General features: G+C 70.3%; 16 protein-coding genes. 9 read left to right on the forward strand and 7 right to left on the reverse strand.

Translation table 11 applies throughout. The features are described from left to right. Positions 1-15 precede the first annotated feature (15 nt). A complete protein-coding gene (locus tag AB0O24_RS15460; protein WP_363376115.1) occupies positions 16-1,131 on the forward strand; it encodes an FUSC family protein in 1,116 nt (371 codons plus the stop codon). Between the two features lie 118 nt (positions 1,132-1,249). Here the strand turns inward: AB0O24_RS15460 and AB0O24_RS15465 are convergent, their stop codons facing one another. Beyond that, positions 1,250-4,078 (reverse strand): aminotransferase class III-fold pyridoxal phosphate-dependent enzyme, encoded by a 2,829-nt coding sequence (locus AB0O24_RS15465; protein WP_363376118.1) that lies wholly within the window; start codon positions 4,076-4,078, stop codon positions 1,250-1,252. A 348-nt stretch (positions 4,079-4,426) separates the two neighbouring features. Between AB0O24_RS15465 and AB0O24_RS15470 the strand changes: the two genes are divergently transcribed. Together AB0O24_RS15470 and AB0O24_RS15475 are read left to right on the forward strand one after the other, a co-directional pair. Further along, positions 4,427-5,077 carry a hypothetical protein gene (locus AB0O24_RS15470; protein WP_307382921.1) on the forward strand — a complete coding sequence of 217 codons (651 nt, stop codon included), beginning with the start codon at positions 4,427-4,429 and terminating at the stop codon, positions 5,075-5,077. A gap of 10 nt (positions 5,078-5,087) precedes the next feature. Beyond that, positions 5,088-6,809: a signal peptidase I gene (locus AB0O24_RS15475; RefSeq protein WP_363376120.1), complete on the forward strand. Its 1,722-nt coding sequence runs from the start codon at positions 5,088-5,090 to the stop codon at positions 6,807-6,809. Positions 6,810-6,887: 78 nt separating this feature from the next. Here the strand turns inward: AB0O24_RS15475 and AB0O24_RS15480 are convergent, their stop codons facing one another. After that, positions 6,888-8,243, reverse strand: coding sequence for an APC family permease (locus AB0O24_RS15480; RefSeq protein ID WP_363376123.1), 1,356 nt, complete (start codon positions 8,241-8,243; stop codon positions 6,888-6,890). A 17-nt stretch (positions 8,244-8,260) separates the two neighbouring features. Beyond that, positions 8,261-9,877 carry an amidohydrolase gene (locus AB0O24_RS15485; protein ID WP_363376125.1) on the reverse strand — a complete coding sequence of 539 codons (1,617 nt, stop codon included), beginning with the start codon at positions 9,875-9,877 and terminating at the stop codon, positions 8,261-8,263. Between the two features lie 169 nt (positions 9,878-10,046). Here AB0O24_RS15485 and AB0O24_RS15490 point away from each other — a divergent pair, with 169 nt between their 5' ends. After that, entirely contained in the window at positions 10,047-10,670 is a 624-nt protein-coding gene (locus AB0O24_RS15490) for a TetR/AcrR family transcriptional regulator C-terminal domain-containing protein (protein WP_193754817.1), read from the forward strand. A gap of 12 nt (positions 10,671-10,682) precedes the next feature. Here the strand turns inward: AB0O24_RS15490 and AB0O24_RS15495 are convergent, their stop codons facing one another. Continuing rightward, positions 10,683-11,486, reverse strand: coding sequence for a DUF1206 domain-containing protein (locus AB0O24_RS15495; protein WP_363376129.1), 804 nt, complete (start codon positions 11,484-11,486; stop codon positions 10,683-10,685). Positions 11,487-11,502: 16 nt separating this feature from the next. Further along, positions 11,503-12,180 (reverse strand): phosphatase PAP2 family protein, encoded by a 678-nt coding sequence (locus AB0O24_RS15500; protein ID WP_275801499.1) that lies wholly within the window; start codon positions 12,178-12,180, stop codon positions 11,503-11,505. 256 nt (positions 12,181-12,436) lie between these two features. Here AB0O24_RS15500 and AB0O24_RS15505 point away from each other — a divergent pair, with 256 nt between their 5' ends. Both AB0O24_RS15505 and AB0O24_RS15510 read left to right on the forward strand, forming a co-directional pair. After that, positions 12,437-12,619 carry an antitoxin VbhA family protein gene (locus AB0O24_RS15505; protein WP_275801498.1) on the forward strand — a complete coding sequence of 61 codons (183 nt, stop codon included), beginning with the start codon at positions 12,437-12,439 and terminating at the stop codon, positions 12,617-12,619. Next, the gene (locus AB0O24_RS15510; RefSeq protein ID WP_275801497.1) at positions 12,612-13,259 is read left to right on the forward strand and encodes a Fic family protein; all 648 of its coding nucleotides are present in this window, start codon (positions 12,612-12,614) and stop codon (positions 13,257-13,259) included. Before AB0O24_RS15505 ends, AB0O24_RS15510 begins: the two co-directional genes overlap by 8 nt. Before the next feature lie 6 nt (positions 13,260-13,265). On the opposite strand, the gene AB0O24_RS15515 is transcribed toward AB0O24_RS15510, so the two are convergent. Next, positions 13,266-14,012, reverse strand: a complete 747-nt coding sequence (locus tag AB0O24_RS15515) for a DUF433 domain-containing protein (RefSeq protein ID WP_363376133.1) — start codon at positions 14,010-14,012, stop codon at positions 13,266-13,268. A 134-nt stretch (positions 14,013-14,146) separates the two neighbouring features. On the opposite strand from AB0O24_RS15515, the gene AB0O24_RS15520 reads away from it, so the two are divergent. From AB0O24_RS15520 to panB, 3 genes are read left to right on the forward strand one after another with little or no spacing between them, the layout of a single operon-like run. Next, positions 14,147-14,911 carry a Rossmann-like and DUF2520 domain-containing protein gene (locus tag AB0O24_RS15520; RefSeq protein WP_363376135.1) on the forward strand — a complete coding sequence of 255 codons (765 nt, stop codon included), beginning with the start codon at positions 14,147-14,149 and terminating at the stop codon, positions 14,909-14,911. Further along, positions 14,908-15,789 carry a pantoate--beta-alanine ligase gene (gene panC / locus AB0O24_RS15525; protein ID WP_275801494.1) on the forward strand — a complete coding sequence of 294 codons (882 nt, stop codon included), beginning with the start codon at positions 14,908-14,910 and terminating at the stop codon, positions 15,787-15,789. Before AB0O24_RS15520 ends, panC begins: the two co-directional genes overlap by 4 nt. Further along, complete coding sequence (gene panB / locus AB0O24_RS15530) at positions 15,786-16,640, forward strand: 3-methyl-2-oxobutanoate hydroxymethyltransferase (protein WP_363376137.1); 855 nt, start codon at positions 15,786-15,788, stop codon at positions 16,638-16,640. The genes panC and panB overlap by 4 nt, the downstream gene beginning before the upstream one ends. A 36-nt stretch (positions 16,641-16,676) precedes the next feature. Here panB and AB0O24_RS15535 read toward each other — a convergent pair whose 3' ends face one another. Continuing rightward, on the reverse strand, positions 16,677-17,273 hold the full coding sequence (locus AB0O24_RS15535) for a hypothetical protein (protein WP_363376140.1): 597 nt from the start codon (positions 17,271-17,273) through the stop codon (positions 16,677-16,679). Positions 17,274-17,809: the final 536 nt, after the last annotated feature.

Genomic DNA, 17,809 nt, shown 5'->3' on the forward strand with positions numbered 1-17,809 from the left:
CCGGAGCATGGAGGGGTGTCCATCCGCCCCTCGCTGAGCAGCTCGTTCGACCCGAGGCAGTGGTGGCGCGACGCGATGACGGCCGACCGCCTGGTGCTCGCGGCGAAGACCGCCGGGGCGGCCGCGCTCGCCTGGTACCTCGCGCCTTACGTGCCCTTCGCGCAGAGCGAGTACTCGTACTACGCCCCGCTCGGCGTCCTCGTCAGCATGTACCCCACGGTCGCGCGCTCGGCGTCGAGCGGCGTGCAGGCCGTGGTCGGGCTGGCGCTCGGCATCGGCCTGGGCCTTGCGAGCCTCGCGGTGGTGGGTGCGGGCCTTCCCCGCATCGCCGCGGTCGCGATCGTCATCTTGCTCGGCGTGCTGCTGGCCGGGGTGCGCGCGCTCGGCGTCGGGCGCGACTGGGTGGCGATCGCTGCGCTCTTCGTCTTGCTGCTCGGCGGCGCCGATCCCGACGGTTACTCCTCGTCGTACCTGATGACGATGGCGTTCGGCGTGCTGGTCGGGGTCTCGGTGAACCTCCTCGTCGTCCCGCCCCTGCGGGTCAAGCGGGCCGATGACCGCCTGGCCCGGCTCCGCGACGACCTGGGAGAGGCGCTCCGCAGGATCGCGGACGCGCTGGCGGGGCACGCCTTCGATCAGGATGCCGCCGACACCGCGACCGCCGGACTCACGGGGACGCTCGCCGACGTCCGAGAAGAGGTCGAGCTCGCCGACGAGAGCCGGCGCTACAACCCGCGCGGGCGTCGCCTGCGCGCGCCCCAGGACCTCAACCGCCGGCGCCTGGACGCCCTCACCGGAACGGCCGACGCGACGCGCGAGCTGTCGGCATCCCTCTCTCGTCTGACCCAGGGGCCCGATGTCGACACCCGCATCCCCGACGACGCGCGTCGAACTCTCGCCCGCGCGATCGAGGCCGCGTCGCACCTGGTGACCACTCCCCCGGATCCCGAGGCGACCGCGGGGCAGCTGCGCGAGGCCGAGCACGCGCTCACCGCGTACACCGACCGTCTGCGAGAGCTCACCGCACACGACGAGCCTCTCGATGCCTGGGAGGCGGCGGTGAGCCTGCGGCGCGTGATCGCGGCGTGCGGCCCGTTCTCGGACCCGGACGCCGACACGGCGACCCGCTGACCCCGCGCGTCGCGCCGGGTCTCACGCGACCGCGAGGTCCCTGAGCCTGTCGAAGGGACCGGCAGCTTCGACAAGCTCAGCCGCCTCGCCCCGTATCCCGGCGCCTCCCGCGAGACCGTCAGTACCCCGTCGAGAGCACGCGGTCGAGCATGTCGACGAAGTAGTCGGCCGACTCCCGAGTCACGCACAGCGGCGGCTTGATCTTCAGCACGTTCTGGTGATCGCCGGTGGGCTGCATGATCACGCCGAGCTCGAGGAGGCGATCGCAGATCGCGGCCGTCTCCTCCGTCGCCGGCGTGAGGGTGCCGCGGTCGCGCACGAACTCCAGGCCCAGGTACAACCCCGACCCGTGGACGGTGCCGACGATCGGATGCCGATCCCCCAGCGCGGCGAGCCGTGCCTTGAGGTGTGCACCGACGACCCGCGCGTTCTCCTGCAGCTGCTCCTCGTCGATGATGTCGAGCACGGTCTGACCGACGACGGATGACAGCGGCGAACCGCCCGTGGAAGAGAAGAAGTATCCCTGCGTCCGGTAGCGGTCGGCGACCTCACGACGGGTGATGACCGCGCCGAGCGGGAAGCCGGCGCCGATGGACTTCGCAACGGCGACGATGTCGGGAACGACCCCCTGCTGCTCGAAACCCCAGAACCACGAGCCGAGGCGGCCGAAGCCGACCTGCACCTCGTCGGCCACGGCCAGCCCGCCGAGCTCGCGTACCGTGGCGTACACCTCTCTCAGGTAGCCGTCCGGCAGGGCGACGCCTCCCGCGTTGCCGTAGAACGTCTCGCTCAGGAAGGCGGCGGGCGGGTGTCCCTCGGCGGCGAGCGCGCGCAACCGCGCGGCCGCCTCGGGCGCGTAGGCAGCGGCATCCGCTCCCCGATGACGACCGCGGTACGAGTTCGCGGCATCGACGGTGTGCACCCACTCGGGACGGGTCTCGAGGGCGTTGGGGTTGTCGGCGATCGAGGTCGAGACCGCATCGCTCGCGTACGTCCAGCCGTGGTAGGCCTCGGCCATCGCCACGACGTCGCGGCGCTCGGTCGCCGCCATCGCGAGGCGGATGGCCAGGTCGACCGCCTCCGAGCCGGAGTTGACGAAGAACACCGTGTCGAGCTCGTCGGGAAGCCGGGATGCCAAGCTCTCGGCGTAGCGCGTGATCGCGGCGTAGTGGAAGCGCGAGTTCGTGTTCAGCAGACGCGTCTGGCGCGAGACGGCTGCGGCGATGCGGGGGTGCGCGTGGCCGACCGAGGCGACGTTGTTGACCATGTCGAGATAGACGCGGCCGTCGACGTCGACGAGGTACTCGCGCCATCCGCGCTCGATGCGCGGCGGCCGGGCGTAGTAGTGCTCCTGGACCTCGGCGACGACGGCCTCGCGGCGGTCGAGGAGGTCGTCCTCGACGGGCGCGGCCGGTACGTCGATCCCGAGCGCGAGGGTGGCGTCGCCGACGACGGCGCGCCACCCGGGCAGATCGGCGGCGCGGATCGTCTCGGGGACCTCGTCCGGGTCGAGCGCGGTGAGCAGCACGTCGATGCGCCGGCCGGCGGGCACCTCGGCGCTCACCTCCGTGTCGCCGTGACGGATGCTCAGTCCCGCCGGGACATCGACTGTCGTCGGCCGGGCGAACCACACCGCAGCCGCGGTCGGCACCGTCGAGGGCGCGTGCGGCGTGCGGGACGGCGCGCCGAGCAGCACCGGGCGCAGAGCCGGAAGCACCACGACCTCCGCGCCCTCGTCGAGCAGACGCTGCGCCGCGCGCTCGACGGCGTCGTCGCCGAGCCACGCCCCCTCGTCCGCGAGCGGCGACAGGGTCCCGGCATCCAGGATCACCGCCCGCCCCGGCTCGCTCAGGAGCGGCGCGCCGGCCCACTCGGGGCCGTCGACGGCGGGACGCCCGAGCGCGTGACGGATCTGCGCGGTCGCCACCTCGATCGGGACGGCGGTCGCGCGCCGCAGGATCGAGAACTCCCGATCCAGCGCGCCGCTGGCGTAGTCGTTCGCCTCGTCGAGGCGCACCTGTTGGCGTCCGCTGAGGACGAGCACGACCCCGCGCAGCACGACGAGCGGCCAGAGGGCGGTGATCTCATCGTCCGAGAGCGGCCGCCGACGGTCGAACGCCGCGATGGCCGGCAGAGTGGTGCGATACGACGCGCCGGCGTGGTGCAGCACCGACGAGACCGTCACGGCGATCTCGCCCACCGCCCACGAATCGATGACGTCTCCGAAGTCGATGACGGCATCGGGAAGGGTCTGGATGCCGTGCGGCCGGAGCACATTGTCGTCGGTCACGTCGTAGTGCCCGAGCTGGCGCGGCAGCGCCTCGGCGACCGGCGCGAGCGCGGCGAGCGCGCGGGCGGTCGCCTCCGCGGTGAACGCGCGCACCTCGGCGTCCGGCTCGGTCTCGGCGATCTCGGCGATCGCCCGCTCGGCGTGCCGCAGGTCCCACTGGAGGACGCGGCCCGAGGCCGGGTGCGTCTCGTTCGCGAGCGCCACGCTCACCGCGGCGGACAGGTCGCCGAGCCGTTCGACGACGCGCGGCGAGAGGTAGGCCGAGCCGGTCAGCGTCTTCCCCGACACGAACGAGATGACCCGCGCGTGCAGCCGCCCCTGCGAGGTCTCCCACCACCCCGACATGGCGCCCCGCGGTCCCGTGACGATCTCGGGGATGCGCAGGGTGGGCTCCGCTCGCGCGACGACGGCGGCCGCGGCATCCTGCATCTCGATCTCGGATTCGCTGAAGACGGGGTTGCTGATCTTCAGCACGCCGAGTGGGTCGCCCCCTCCAGCGGGGGTGACGAGGAAGTTCTGGTCCTGCTGGCTGCCGAGCGAGCGGAGCTCCGTGTCGATGCCGTAGACCTCGCGCAGCAGGGATCGAGCCTCGTCGAGGGGAAGGGTCGGCGTCGGCAGCTCACCGTGGGCGAAGTAGTCGAACGAGGCGTCGGTCACGGCGGGCTCCATGAGGCTCGAATCGGGCGGGTCGGTGGCGCGGCAGCTCGGGCGTTCGCGAGGCAGGCAAGCGACGAGCGCGCGGTCTCCGAGGGTGCTGGAATGAAACATACAGCGTATGTTTTCGGGCCGCCAGACCGCCGGCGGGCGACTGATCATCACGCCGCGAACGACATCGCAGGTGAATCACGCCGAACCTCGGGGCGGCGCCTCCGACACGGGCGGCGCTCGCCGCCTCGCGGGCGACCGTCCCACCCGCCGGGCAGGGCCACCGACCCCATCGCCAGAACCCCACCGCGCGATAGAGATGGGACCTCTCGCACTCTCCGAACCCGAACAGGAGCCGTCGTGTCCACCCAGAATCCCGCGCCGTCACGCCGCCGTCGTCTCGCCCTTCCCGTCCTCCTCGCCGGGGGGCTCGGATCCCTGATCCTGGCCCTCGGTCTCTCGCCCACCATCTCCGCGTTCACGGCGCAGATCAAGAACACCGTCGACACGGCCGGCACCGGCACCGTCATCATGCAGGAGAGCAACGCCGACGGCTCGATCACCTGCAACAGCACGGACGGCGGATCCGTGTCCTCGAACACCGCGACCTGCGCGACCATCAACAAGTACGGCGGCAGCGTGACGATGGTGCCCGGCCAGACCGTGTCGACCGACATCAAGATCAAGAACACCGGCAGCGCCGCCGCCACGGGATTCACCCTCACGCCGGGAACCTGTACGCAGACGAACAACGGAACGCCCAACGGCACCGCTACCAACCTCTGCTCCACCATGACGCTCGTCGTGACCTCGGGTTCGACGACGCTCTACTCGGGAACCCTCCAGGGGTTCGCGTCGTCCGTGAACGTGCTCACCGCCCTCGGCACGACATCGGTTCCGTCCGGCTCGACCGTGCCCTTCACGTTCGCGGTGACACTCCCGTCGACGGCGGGGAACACGTACGCCGGTCTCCAGGTGTCGCAGCCGCTCACCTGGGACTTCAGCAGCTGACGTCGCCCTCGTGATCCCGCACCCCGCGGCGACCGCCGTCCGAGGGAGCGCGCGCCCGGCGATCATCGTCGCGGTCGCACTCGTCCTGCTCTCGGTCGCGGTCGCCGCGGCGTTCGCCATCGCCGGCATCCGCCTGTTCGCGGTCCAGACCCCGAGCATGGGCGAGACCGCGCCGGTGGGCTCGCTCGTCGTCAGCCGCGCCGAGCCGAACTATGCCGTCGGCGACATCGTCACCTTCTCAACCGGCGACCGCACCGTGACGCACCGCATCGTCGGTGTCGCCGACGGATCGTTCACCACGCGGGGCGACCTCAACGGCGCGCCCGACGGCAATCCGGTCGCGGCATCCCAGGTGATCGGGCGAGCCGTGGCGATCCTGCCCGGCGTCGGATTCCTGCTCCAGGTCGCCCCCTGGCTTCTGTTGGGCGTCGCTCTGACCGAAGCGCTCGTGTGGCTCAGCCTGCGGCAGCCGGGGTGGATCTGGAGCGCCCGCCTCACGGGATGGTCGTTGACCGTCACGATCGTCGCCCTGTGGCTTCGGCCGTGGTTCAACGTTCAGATGCTCGACTTCCGCCCGGGCGACGACGGCACCAGCGCGCTTCTTCACGTCGTCAACACCGGGCTGTTCCCGCTCCTCGCGAACGGCACGCGCCTGCTGAGCGGACAGGACGCCGTCGTCTCCACGACCGACCGCCTCCCCAGCGGCGCCTACGTCCTCACCCCCCAGGCCGATCTCGACCTGCCCCTGCGGCTCCTCGTCATCGCGCTGTGCCTGCTCCCGCTCGGGGCGGCGCTGCTCATCCGCGACGACGATGCCGTCGCGCTGCCCGACGGACGTCGCCCCCGACCCGACCGCCGCGGCGGCCGGATCGTCGTTCCGCTCGTGATCATCACGGTGCTCGCGGTCGCCGCGCTCACGACGTTCTCCTCGACCGGAGCGAGCTTCACCGCCCGCATCGCGAACACGAAAGACACCGCGGGGACGAACCCGTTCTTCAGCTGTCGCGACGCCGCACTCTCCGTCGGCGCTTCCGCGACCAAGGGCGCGTACGCCCTCACCCCCACGAACAATCCCGCCAAGACCGAGAACGACCTCTCCGGCGCCGCCTCCCGGCGCGCGACGTACGCGGTCTCCCCCACCCTCTCGACGAGCGTCGGGTGCCTCCACGACTCCCCCGCCTCCTCGGTGAGCTTCAACGGCACGTCCCAGTGCCTTTACGTTCCGGGATCGGTGACCAACCCGAACACCTTCACGATCGAGGCCTGGTTCCGCGCTCCGTCGACCGGACGGGGGAAGATCATCGGCTTCGGCGACGCGAACCAGTCCGCCGCCGACGGTCACTACGACCGACACGTCTACCTCGACCAGACCGGTCGCATCGTGTTCGGCGTGTACCCGGGGAGTGTGCGGACGATCTCGACCCCGGCCGGGCGTTCGTACGCCGACGGGACGTGGCACGCGGTGGTGGCATCCCTCTCGAGTGCGGGGATGGCCCTGTACGTCGACGGGAGCCTCGTCGCCACGAACACGTCGATCACCACGGGCGAGAACTACTCGGGGTACTGGAAGATCGGCTGCGGCAACCTCACCGCGTGGGCCAACGGAACCTCGAACGGCACGATCGACTGGTACGGCCCGTCCTTCTTCACGGGCGAGATCCAGTTCGCGGCGATCTACACGCGCGCTCTCTCGGCCGACGAGGTGCGCTCGCACTACGCCGCCGGGCGTTGACGCACACCTCGTGCGAGACAAGGCCGCGCACGCCGGCGGCGCGGCATCCGGAATCCCCCGATGCCGCGCCGCCACCGATCACGCCGGGATGCGTTCGGGCGCCTCGGCCTCTTCGTCGAACTCGACCTCGGGCGGGCGACGGCGGAAGCCGCGGGTCAGCACCGCGAGCCAGACGACGCCGACCCCGATCCACACGAGACCGACCGTGAGCGCGAGCGGCGACAGGCTGAACCACAGCCACGCGGTGAGCGCGAAGCCGAGCGCGGGCAGGACCCCGTATCGGAACGCGGCGACTCCCCCGCGACGACCCTCGTCGATGAGGAAGTGCTTGATCACCGACAGGTTGACGAGCGAGAACGCGGCCAACGCACCGAAGCTGATGAGGGATGCCACCGTGTTCAGGTCGGCGAACAGCGCGGCGAGCGAGACGACACCGACGAAGATCGCCGCGCCGATCGGCGTCCGATAGCGCTTGCTCAGCCGAGCGAAGAAGCTCGGCAGCACGCCGTCACGCCCCATCGCGAACAGGATGCGCGCCACGCTCGCCTGCGAGGCGAGCGCCGCGGCGATGCAGCCCGCGATGTACGCGATGAGGAAGAAGAGCTCGAGCCAGCGCCCCGCGGCGACCTCCATGATCTGGTTCGCCGCGGCATCCGGGTTCTCGATGTCGGCGACGTTCGGGATGACGAGGGTCGACACGTACGCGATCACGGTGAAGATGAGCCCGCCGATGATCGTGGTCAGGATGATCGCCCGCGGGACCGTGCGCTCGGGGTCGCGCGCCTCCTCGGAGAGGGTCGAGATGGCGTCGAACCCGAGGAAGGACAGGGCGAGCATGGCCGCACCCGCGAGGAGGCCGGGGAAAGTGAGGCCGGCATCGTAGAGCGGCTGCAGCAACGAGACGCCGGGGTTCTGCAGGACGTGAAGCACCGCGCACACGACGAACACGGCCGCGAACACGAGCTGCAGACCCACCAGCACGAGGTTGGCGTTGCGCACGACCGTGATGCCCACGATGTTCAGCCCGGTGATGACGAGGACGCCCGCCAGAGCGAACACCCACGGCGGGATGCCGGGCAGTTGGGCGTTGAGGTAGATGCCCATCAGCACGTAGTTGATGAGCGGGAGAAGCAGGTAGTCGATCATGAGCGACCACCCGGTGAGGAAGCCGACGTGACCGCCGAACGCGCGGCGGGCGTAGGTGTACGCGCTGCCCGCACGGGGGAACGCCTTCACGAGCGCCGCGTAGCTGAACGCGGTGAAGAGCATGGCGACGAGCGTGACGAGGTAGGCCGTCGGCACGTGGCCGCCGGTCGTGACGGCGACGAGGCCGTACGTGGTGAAGACGGTCAGCGGCACCATGTAGGCGAGGCCGAAGATGACGAGGGAGGGAACTCCCATGACTCGCCGGAGCGAGGTTTCGGAGGAGGTCACGGTTTTCCTGTTCGGGGTCAGAAGGAGCGAGGCGGAGTGGCGCCGGCGAGCGCCGACGCCGTGAAGGTGCGGATGCCGCGTCGCCACGTCCCGCGGATACGGGCATCGGCGATGCGGTCGACCGGCTCGCGGCGGATGTCGCGATCGAGCCAGACGAGGTCGGCGACCATGCCGGGGCGAAGAGCGCCGCGGTGAGCGTCGTCGCCGGCCTGCCATGCGACGCCGCTCGTGGCGGCGTCGAGGGCTTCGTCGAGGGTGAGTCGTTCCTCGGGCTGCCAGCCGCCGGCGGGCTGCCCGTCTTCGTCCTGGCGGGTCACCGCGGTGCGGATGCCGAGGAGCACATCCGGTGAGGTGACGGGCCAGTCGCTGCCGAAGCTGAGGTGCGCGCCGGCGGTGCGCGCGGCACGCATGCGGTACTGCCTCTCCCTCAGGGGGCCGAGGCGCGGCAGCGTGAGCTCGGTCATCACGGCGTCGGGGACGGCCCACTGGGGCTGGAAGCAAAAGGTGACCTCGAGTTCGGCGAGTCGCGGCAGGTCGGCCGGGTCGACGATCTGCGCGTGGGCGATCGTGAGGCGGCGCCCGCGGCGGAGGCTCTCTCGAATGCCCTCCGCTGCGCCGATCGCCGCCCGCACCGCTGCGTCGCCGATCGCGTGCAGGTGCACATCGAACCCGGCGGCGTCGCACGCGGCGACGGCTTCGCCGAGCTGATCCGGATGCCAGTTCGGCAGGCCGCGGGTGTGGGCATCGTGATAGCAGTCGAGCAGGTGCGCGGTGCGGTTCTCGAGGATGCCGTCGACGAAGAACTTCACGGTGCGCGCCGTGAGACCCGGGACCCCCGCGATGCCGTCCGCGGCGCGGCGCAGGTCGTCCAGCTGCGCGGGCCAGCGCGCGGGGTCGGCACGCAGGGCGAGATCGACGTCGACCGCGAGCCGACCGCTCTCCGCCGCTGCCACCCACGAGGGGAGGTCGTCGAGCTCGGTCCACGCCTCTTGCGTCCAGGCGATCCCGTTCGCCGCGAGACGTTCGGTGGCCCAGGCGAGCGCCTCGACGTCGGCCGCGACGGACGGACGCGGCGCGCGGTCCAGGACCAGGTCGATCCCCGGTCGCTCGACGAGCGTGCCGAGCGGGGAGCCGTCGGGACGGCGCACGATGCGTCCGAGCGCGGGCTCAGGCGTCTCGGCATCCAGTCCCGCCGCCCGCAGGGCCGCGGTGTTCGCCCAGACCGTGTGATAGTCCCACGCGTGCAGGACGACGGGCCGCTCGGCCTCCGCATCGTCGAGCCAGCGGGCGTCGAACATCCCGCCCGGGACGATCGTGGCGTCGTAGCTGCCGCCGATGAGCCAGGCGTCGTCGCTGTCCGCGGCCCACGCGCGGACCCTCTCGACGATCTCGGCGACGGAGGTCGCATCGCGCAGTTCCGGCCCGCGCCGCTCGCGACCGGCGAGCAGGGGGTGGGCGTGTCCGTCGCCGAACGCGGGGAGCAGAAGCCCTCCCTCGAGGTCGACCACCTCGGCATCGTCGGGGACCGGCGAGCCCGCGGATGCCACGACCCCGTCGATCACGACGAGTCGGTCGATGTCGGCCGTCGACCCGTCGACACGGATCGCGCCGTTCGTGAACACCACGACCGCCATGGAAACCTCCTTGAGACCACGCTGCGAGAAACATACAGCGTAGGTTTTAGGAACGCTACGACTTTTCCTCACGACGAATCCGCCGTTTCCTCGACTCGTCACGAACCCGATACACGCCCGAAACGCGGGCATCGCGTAACGTGGTCGAACCCGACCGAAAGGCCCCGACGTGCCACGGCCGCCGCACCCCAAGCTCTCGCGCGAGGCGATCGCCCGCGCCGCCCTCGCTCTCGTCGATCGCGACGGCAGTGACGGGGCGAGCATCCGGCGCGTCGCCGACCGCCTGAAGGTGCACCCGACCTCGCTCTACAACCACGTGCCGAACCTCGCGGCGCTCATCGAAGACGTCCGCGCGCTGGTCTCGCAGCGCATCGACTCATCCTCGCTCCGTGACGACGAGTGGGAGGAGGGCCTGCGACGCTGGGCACGTTCCTACCGGGACGCCTTCCGTCGTCACCCCCGGACGATCCCGCTGCTCATGTCGCACCGGTCGTCGGCGCCGCTGCTGATGTCGCAGTACGAGGACTTCGCCGTCGCCGCCGAGCGCGTCGGCTGGAAGAGCGACGACATCCTCCCGCTGCTCACGGCCTTCGAGTCGTTCATCCTCGGCAGCGTGCTCGACATGTCGGGCCCGACCGTGATGTTCGATCCGACCGGACAGGAAGAGAGCGTTCCCCGCTTCGCGGCGGCCTACGCCACCCTCGTCGACCAGGACCCGGCCGACCCGGTCGCGACTCGCGCTTTCGAACTCGGCCTCTCGCTCCTCATCGCCGGAGCCCGACCGCGGGAGTGAGGCCGGACGCGGTCACATGTGCGCGTATCGCGCGCGGGCGAAGCAGAAGAGGCCGTAGACGACGAGGCCCGCACCGACGAGCCACAGCACGACCTGCCCGAACGGCAGACCCGCGAGCGAGCGCAAGGCGGCGTCGAGTCCGCCGGCGGTCGAGGGGTCGTGCTTCAGCGCGGCGACCACGAACAGCACCCCCGCCACACCGACGGCCACGCCCTTGGCGATGTACCCCACCATGCCGAAGGTGCGGATGCCGCGCCCCGCCGCCCCGCCGGGGATCGACATGTGCTTCTCGAACGCCTTCGTGAACCCGCGAACGACGAAGGCGACACCGACGGCCGCGACGCCGAGTCCGATGACGACGAGCAGCACCACCCCGGCTGGGCTCGACAGCAGCTGCGCGGACATCGTCTGCGACGACTGCGACGAGCTCGAGCGTCCGCCGAGCGCCACGGTGAGAGCGGTGAACGCGATCGCAGCGTAGGCGACGGCGGTGCCGACGAACTTCGCTCGATGCGCCCAGCGCTTCTTGGCATCCGGATCCTGCTCGACGATCGCCTCGGCGATCTGCCACACCGCCAGCGCGGCCAGGCCGACGACGATGACCCAGAGCAGCACCACTCCCGCGGGAACCTGAGCGACCTTCTCCAACGCCCCGCTCTGGTCGGCGCTGTCGCCGCCGGATCCGGTGGCGATCGAGATCGCGATCACCCCGATCAGCAGGTGGAGCAGGCCGAGCACGACGTAACCGACGCGCGCGGCGACCTCGAAAACGGTCGAGTCCTGCGCTCTGTTCGCGGCGGCCGAGGGAGTTGTCATCCGGGAACCGTAGTCCTCACGAACCCGTCACGGCGAGGCGTTGCGCTCGACGCTCGCGGACCACTTGGATGAGCGCCCACACGAACGTCGAGACCGCGACCCCCTCGAGAGCACCGGCGACGACGTCCGAGAGCCAGTGCGCGTGCAGGTAGGTACGGCTCCACATCATCAACACCACCCAGACAGCACCGGTGATCCACACCCACCGGCGGCGCAGGATCAGCCCGAGCACGACGGCGATGGTCGTCGCCACCGCCGTGTGCCCGGAGGGGAAGGAGGTCGCCATCGTCTCGGCCAGGGAGTCGGCGGGCCGCTGCCGGGCGATGACGGCGGCCATCGGCGCCCCGATCGCGACGACGAGAGCGATGGATGCCGCAACCGTCAGCGCGTCCCACGGGCGACGCCGGAGGGCGAAGACGATCGTCGTCGCCACCCCGATCACGATCATGCCGATCGTGCCGCCCACGATCGCGGGGACCCACGCGAGGATCACGCCCACCGGGGTCGCGATCGCCGCCATCGCGGCATCCCACCACACGTCGACGTCGAGGGCCGTGTGTCCGTTCAGGGCGACGGCGAGGCGCAGGGCGACGAACGCGACCGTGGCCAGCGCGCCGACGACGAGGGCGATGGCGCGGCGTGCGTCCGCTTCGGCGACGGGGAGCGCCGGGGCGTCGGCGGGTATGGCATCCATCCCGGAATCGTGACAGGACCGGATGCCGCGGAGCCAGGGATTGCGCCCGGGGGCGCGAGCGCTCCCGAGGCGCCTCGCACGGCCACCGCATAAACGCTGTTCGCGCGCAGAAACACGTGCACAGCGCGTTTATGCGCGCGGATCGCGTTTATGCGCGACGCGGGAAAAGCCTGCTCGAGGAACAACACCGGGCCTGAACGACGGCGTCGACGAGCTCATCGCTGAGAGAATGGAGCCGAGGAGAAGGAGACCACCGATGGCTGCACTCGATTCGCGGGAGGCCCGGCGTGAGCTCGTGATCGACACCATGGCGAGCTGGGCCCTCGAAGATATGGAGCCCACCCCGGAGATGGTGCAAGACATCGGCCTCTACGTCGAGGGGAAGATCTCGACGGCGGAGATCATCGAGAAGGTCAAGCGCGGGGGCTACCGTGACTGACGGTTTCGTCGACCCGTACGTCTATCCGGGTTCGAGCGTCTTGAAGAACCTTCTCGACGAACGCGACCGGAACCGTCTCGAACGCCAGGAGTATCAACTCACCCTTGCCCGCCGGATGGAGCTCGAAGTCGCCCCGATCACGGGGCCCTTCGACCTTGCCCGGTGGGCCGAGACCCACCGTCGCCTCTTCCAGGACGTGTACGCGTGGGCCGGCCGGATCCGCACGGTCGAGATCAGCAAGGGTTCATCTCAGTTCCATGCCTCGGCGCTCATACCGTCCGCGGCGGGGAGCACCCTCGACTGGCTTGCGACGTCCGGTCTCTTGAACCCCGAGATCGACGAGGCCGAGTTCGTGGTGCTGGCAAGCGATCTGCTCGAGAAGATGAATGACATCCATCCTTTCCGCGAAGGCAACGGTCGGACGCAGCGCGCCTTCCTCGACCAGGTCGCGCGGGTATCGGGTCGTCGGCTCGCCTGGCGCAACGTCACTTCCCGGGAACACCTGACCGCCAGTATCCGCGCCTTCAACGCGGGGAACGGCGAGCCGTTTCGACCGATACTCGAACTCGTGCGTCAGCCTCCGCTGGACGGCCTGTCGCCCCTCGATCCGTCCGTCTACCAGGTGACGAAGCCGATCTGACAGCGATCACCGACACGTCGCGGGCACCTCGCCCGCGGAGCCCGGTCGTGCTGCCTGAAGAAGAAGCGAAGTCAGTTCCTCGTCCTCGAGCCCGAAATCCTGTGCGACATCCGCCATCGGATCACCAGCGCGTAGTCGGCTCAGAACGTCCTCGACGCGGACACCGAGGCGCGCGATCGTCGGTTGACCCGAGTTGCGCCGGGGATCGACGACGACCTCGGCTCTTTCGTACGTCGGCAGGCGCAGAGAGTCGATGTAGCCGTCGCGGTAGCTGATCGTTCGCAGGTACTGATCGACGACGTCGCGGAAGACTCCCTGTCGATTACGAACGACGACGAGGTCGTGGTCGCCGTTCTCGATGAGAATCTCCGCGCCGTCCGTTTTCAGCTTCTCGCGGAGCAGAGCGTTCTCCAGACCGAGCTCGTTGCGCAGGACATCCACCGCTGGACGAATGCGAGCCAGGGGGAGACCTGCGCGACGAAACGACTCCACGATGTACCCCTCGGCGAGGGCGTTGAAGGGCACGGTGAATCCGCGGCCACTCTTCACACCCCGGAGGATGGGGTCACTCCATCGCCGGCCGCTGCCGTCGCGCTGCCGAAACGCGTGCCCGTGTGCCCACCGACCGAAAGACGACGTGGGAGCCCGAATGATGTGAGCGGCCTCGGAAAGCGTGTAGATCGGGGTCGTGTACGCCCGATCCGAGATCGACGTTTGCATACAAAGGGTAGATGGAGGCGGCGCCGTCTGCATCGCTGATTCACCCGCCGCATGGCAGCGGCCGAGCGGTAGCCGAGCGGTAGCCGGTCTCTGCGCCTCACCGGCCTCCCGGTAGCGAGTACGGTTGACTGCGGCGAAGCCGCCTCCGCGGCTGTCACCCCACGCACATGACACCGCAGCCCCTCCCCTCCGCCCTGGCACTCTCCGGGCCCCTCCTCGTCGTCGGCGACGGCCGGATGGGTCGCGCGCTCGTCGCCGCTCTTGAGGCGGCGGGGGTTCCCGTCGCAGGCCCCGCGGGGCGGGGCGAGTCCGGCGCGGACGCCGGCATCGTGCTCCTCGCCGTTCCGGATGCCGAGATCGCGTCGGCCGCGCGCGCGATCGCGCCCGGCCGGATCGTCGGCCACCTCTCCGGCTCGCTCGACCTCTCGGTCCTCCACCCGCACGACGCGTTCAGCATTCATCCCCTCATGACGGTGACGGGCGCGGGAACATCGTTCGCGGGCGTCACGGCGGCCCTCTCGGCGAGCGCACCCGCGGCCCATGCCGTCGCATCCGCCCTCGCCGATGAGCTGGGCATGACCGGTGTCGACGTTCTCGACGAGGACCGCGCGGCGTACCACGCCGCGGCCTCGATCGCAGCGAACTTCCTGGTCACTCTCGAAGGGATGGCCGAGCAGCTCGCGGCGACCGCGGGAGTCGAGCGGGAAGCCCTCGTCCCCCTTGTCCGGGCAGCCGTCGACAACTGGGCGGATCGCGGAGCCGCGGCCGCGCTGACCGGACCGGTCTCCCGCGGCGACGCGGCCACGATCGAGCGGCAGCGCCGGGCGATCAGCGAGCGACTGCCGGACCGTCTGGCCCTGTTCGACGCGCTCGTCGACGCCACCCGCGACCTCGCCGCCACGCAACGAACCGGAAGAGAGACGACCTCATGAGCATCCGCATCGTGCGCACCCTCGCAGACCTGCGCGCGGCCCTCTCCCCCCTCCGCGGTGAGCAGATCGGGTTCGTTCCGACCATGGGCGCCCTGCACGAGGGTCACCTCTCCCTCCTTCGCACCGCGCGGTCCGAGAACGCCACCGTCGTGCTGTCGATCTTCGTGAACCCGACGCAGTTCGGCGAGGCCGCCGACCTCGCCGCCTACCCGCGCACCGAAGAAGCCGACGTCGAGCTGGCCGCCGAAGCCGGCACCGACCTCGTGTTCGCCCCCTCGCCCGCCGAGATGTACCCCGCGGGCTTCGCGACGAGCGTCTCGGTCGCCGGAGCGATCACGGGAACGTTGGAGGGCGCTGTCCGCGGCCGCTCCCACTTCGACGGAGTCGCGACGGTCGTCACCAAGCTCCTCCTCGCGGTCCAGCCCGACCGCGCGTACTTCGGCGCCAAGGACGCGCAGCAGGTCGTCGTCGTGCGCCGCATGGTGAGCGATCTCGGCATCCCCGTCGAGATCGTGGCGCGCCCGACCTCGCGCGACGACGACGGTCTCGCGCGTTCCAGCCGCAACACCCGACTCTCGGCCGAGGAGCGCGATGTCGCGGCCGTCATCCCGCGCGCGCTTCGAGCGGCACAGGATGCCTTCGCCTCCGGCATCCGCGATTCTCACCGCCTCACGACCGTCGTGCGCGACGAACTGGGCGGGGCGGGACTCGACCCCGAGTACGTCGAGGCGGTCGACGCGGACAGTCTCGAGCCGATCACGACGGCCGAGACCCCGACGCTGCTCGCGCTCGCCGTTCGGGTGGGTGAGGTGCGGCTCATCGACAACGTGGTCCTCGGCGTGGACGATCTCATCCCGGTGACCGGGAGTCCGTCGTGACGCGCCCCCGGGTCACGCTCCGCCGCCTCCGCGAGCTCGCCGAAGCCGGCACGCCGATCGTCATGGTGACGGCGTACGACTTCCCGTCGGGCCGCGTCGCCGAGCGCGCGGGCGTCGACATCGTGCTCGTCGGCGACTCCGGAGCACAGGTGGTGCTCGGACACCCCGACACCACCTCGGTGACCCTCGACGAGATGCTGACGCTCTCGAAAGCCGTTCGTCTCGCGGTGCAGACCCCGCTCGTGGTGTGCGATCTGCCGTTCGGAACGACCGAGCTGAGCGACGAGCAGGCCGTCGCGACGTCGGTCCGCTTCGTCCACGAGGCCGGTGCCGACGCGGTCAAGATCGAGGGCGCGAACGCGGCCCGCCTGTCCCGGCTTCGAGCGATCGTCGAGGCCGGCATCCCGGTCGTCGGCCACGTGGGCCTGACACCGCAGACCGCGACGGCGCTCGGCGGCCTCCGAGCCCAGGGGCGTACCGACGACGACGCGATCCGGGTGGCCCGTGATGCCCTCGCGGTGCAGGATGCCGGAGCTTTCGCGATCGTGATCGAGGCGGTTCCTGCCGATGTCGTCGCCGAGATCCGCCGGGCACTGCGCATCCCCGTCATCGGCATCGGCGCGGGCGAGGCCGACGGACAGGTGCTCGTCCAGCACGACCTGCTCGGCATCACCGAGGGCCGCGCCCCCGTCTTCGTCAAGCGCTACGCCGCTCTCGGCGACGCGATGGTGGAGGGTGTCGAGGCGTACGCGCGCGAGGTGCGCGAGGGCGTCTTCCCCGCGGGCGAGCACACCTACCGCGCCGCCCCGGGCGTCGCGACGGCGGTGCGGGAGTTCGTCGACGGGCTTTGAGCCGCCCCCTCGTCTGCGCGATCACGCCATCCCGCGTCAGGACCGGAGCACCTCGTCCCCGGCGCTCTCCGGGGCGTCCCTCTCGATGACCTCTTCCAACGCCTGTTGGAAGAGGTCATCCACGAGTATGGCGACGTTGCTCTCGGCGTCCGTCTCCGACACCCGGCTCACAAGACCGTGTCTCGTGAGGAAGAGATCGCCCGAGATCACTCCCCCGGGGAGCGGGTCCCGGACGATGCGTTGTGTGATCATGGCCAGGTGGCGCACACCGTCCAGGGGCTCCCGTGGTGAAAGCGGCAGCGCGAGAAGCAAGTGGCGATGCGGGATCGCGAATACGGTACCGAACTCGGTCACAGGCACGGCCCGGGGGAGATCGATCGCTTTCGATGCCACGAAGAACGATTCGCCGGTGAGGACGTGGATGCCCGTCTCAAGAACGTCGTGCTCGTCCACGGATTCCCGGTCCGTATTCTCCTGCCCCCACCGGTAGAGCTCGTCGAGATCCCACCCGGCTTCCGCGATTCCGGCGTCGCTGATGGTCTGCACGGTCTCGGGCAGGTCCAGGCAAAGCGCCACCACGACCCCGTCGGCGAACGGGCGAGCGTAGTCGAACGAGGGCTCGTCGGGACGCACGTTCCGATTCGAGATCAGTCGTGTGCGGATCATCGAGCGCAACTCATCGCGCGTCGGTTCGAGGATCGACGGCTCCTGAGCCAACGACCGAACGTGGTCATCGATGACCTTCTCCGCCTCCGACCGAGTCAGGCCGTCGGTCTTGACGAGCAAGTTGTGGAGCGGGAATCGACGACCGTCAGCGGACAGCGTGACATCCTCGGGCGCGGGTCCGTGCTCGATCGTGCTCTCCACGCCGCGTTGCGCGAAAGCCTGTCGGGCCGTCGCGACGACCCATTCCACGCGATCCACAGGCTGCGCGGCTTTCGGTCGCTTTCCGAACCACCTCACGCTGTCCCCCTCCGCTGCCTGCATCCCGCGATGCTGCGAGGCGAACATAGCGGAAGCCCGCGATTCCGGCTTGACCGCGCGCCCCGGGATCACGACCGGCGTACCCGACTCGGGTTATAGGCAAGAACGTGTGGATGGGATGGTGATCTAGCCGCGCGATCACGCGGTGAAACGGGGTTGTGCATGGTCCGCGACGCTTAGGCGTG

Origin of the sequence: Microbacterium sp. NPDC086615 (assembly GCF_040686055.1) — a bacterium.
Lineage (GTDB): Bacteria > Actinomycetota > Actinomycetes > Actinomycetales > Microbacteriaceae > Microbacterium.

Bases quoted from the DNA above. Each gene is read 5' to 3' on its own strand.
- AB0O24_RS15485 (WP_363376125.1), bottom strand. From the start codon at position 9,877: ATGGCGGTCGTGGTGTTCACGAACGGCGCGATCCGTGTCGACGGGTCG.
- AB0O24_RS15495 (WP_363376129.1), bottom strand. From the start codon at position 11,486: ATGACAACTCCCTCGGCCGCCGCGAACAGAGCGCAGGACTCGACCGTT.
- AB0O24_RS15515 (WP_363376133.1), bottom strand. From the start codon at position 14,012: ATGCAGACGGCGCCGCCTCCATCTACCCTTTGTATGCAAACGTCGATC.
- AB0O24_RS15500 (WP_275801499.1), bottom strand. From the start codon at position 12,180: ATGGATGCCATACCCGCCGACGCCCCGGCGCTCCCCGTCGCCGAAGCG.
- AB0O24_RS15505 (WP_275801498.1), top strand. From the start codon at position 12,437: ATGGCTGCACTCGATTCGCGGGAGGCCCGGCGTGAGCTCGTGATCGAC.
- AB0O24_RS15520 (WP_363376135.1), top strand. From the start codon at position 14,147: ATGACACCGCAGCCCCTCCCCTCCGCCCTGGCACTCTCCGGGCCCCTC.
- panC (WP_275801494.1), top strand. From the start codon at position 14,908: ATGAGCATCCGCATCGTGCGCACCCTCGCAGACCTGCGCGCGGCCCTC.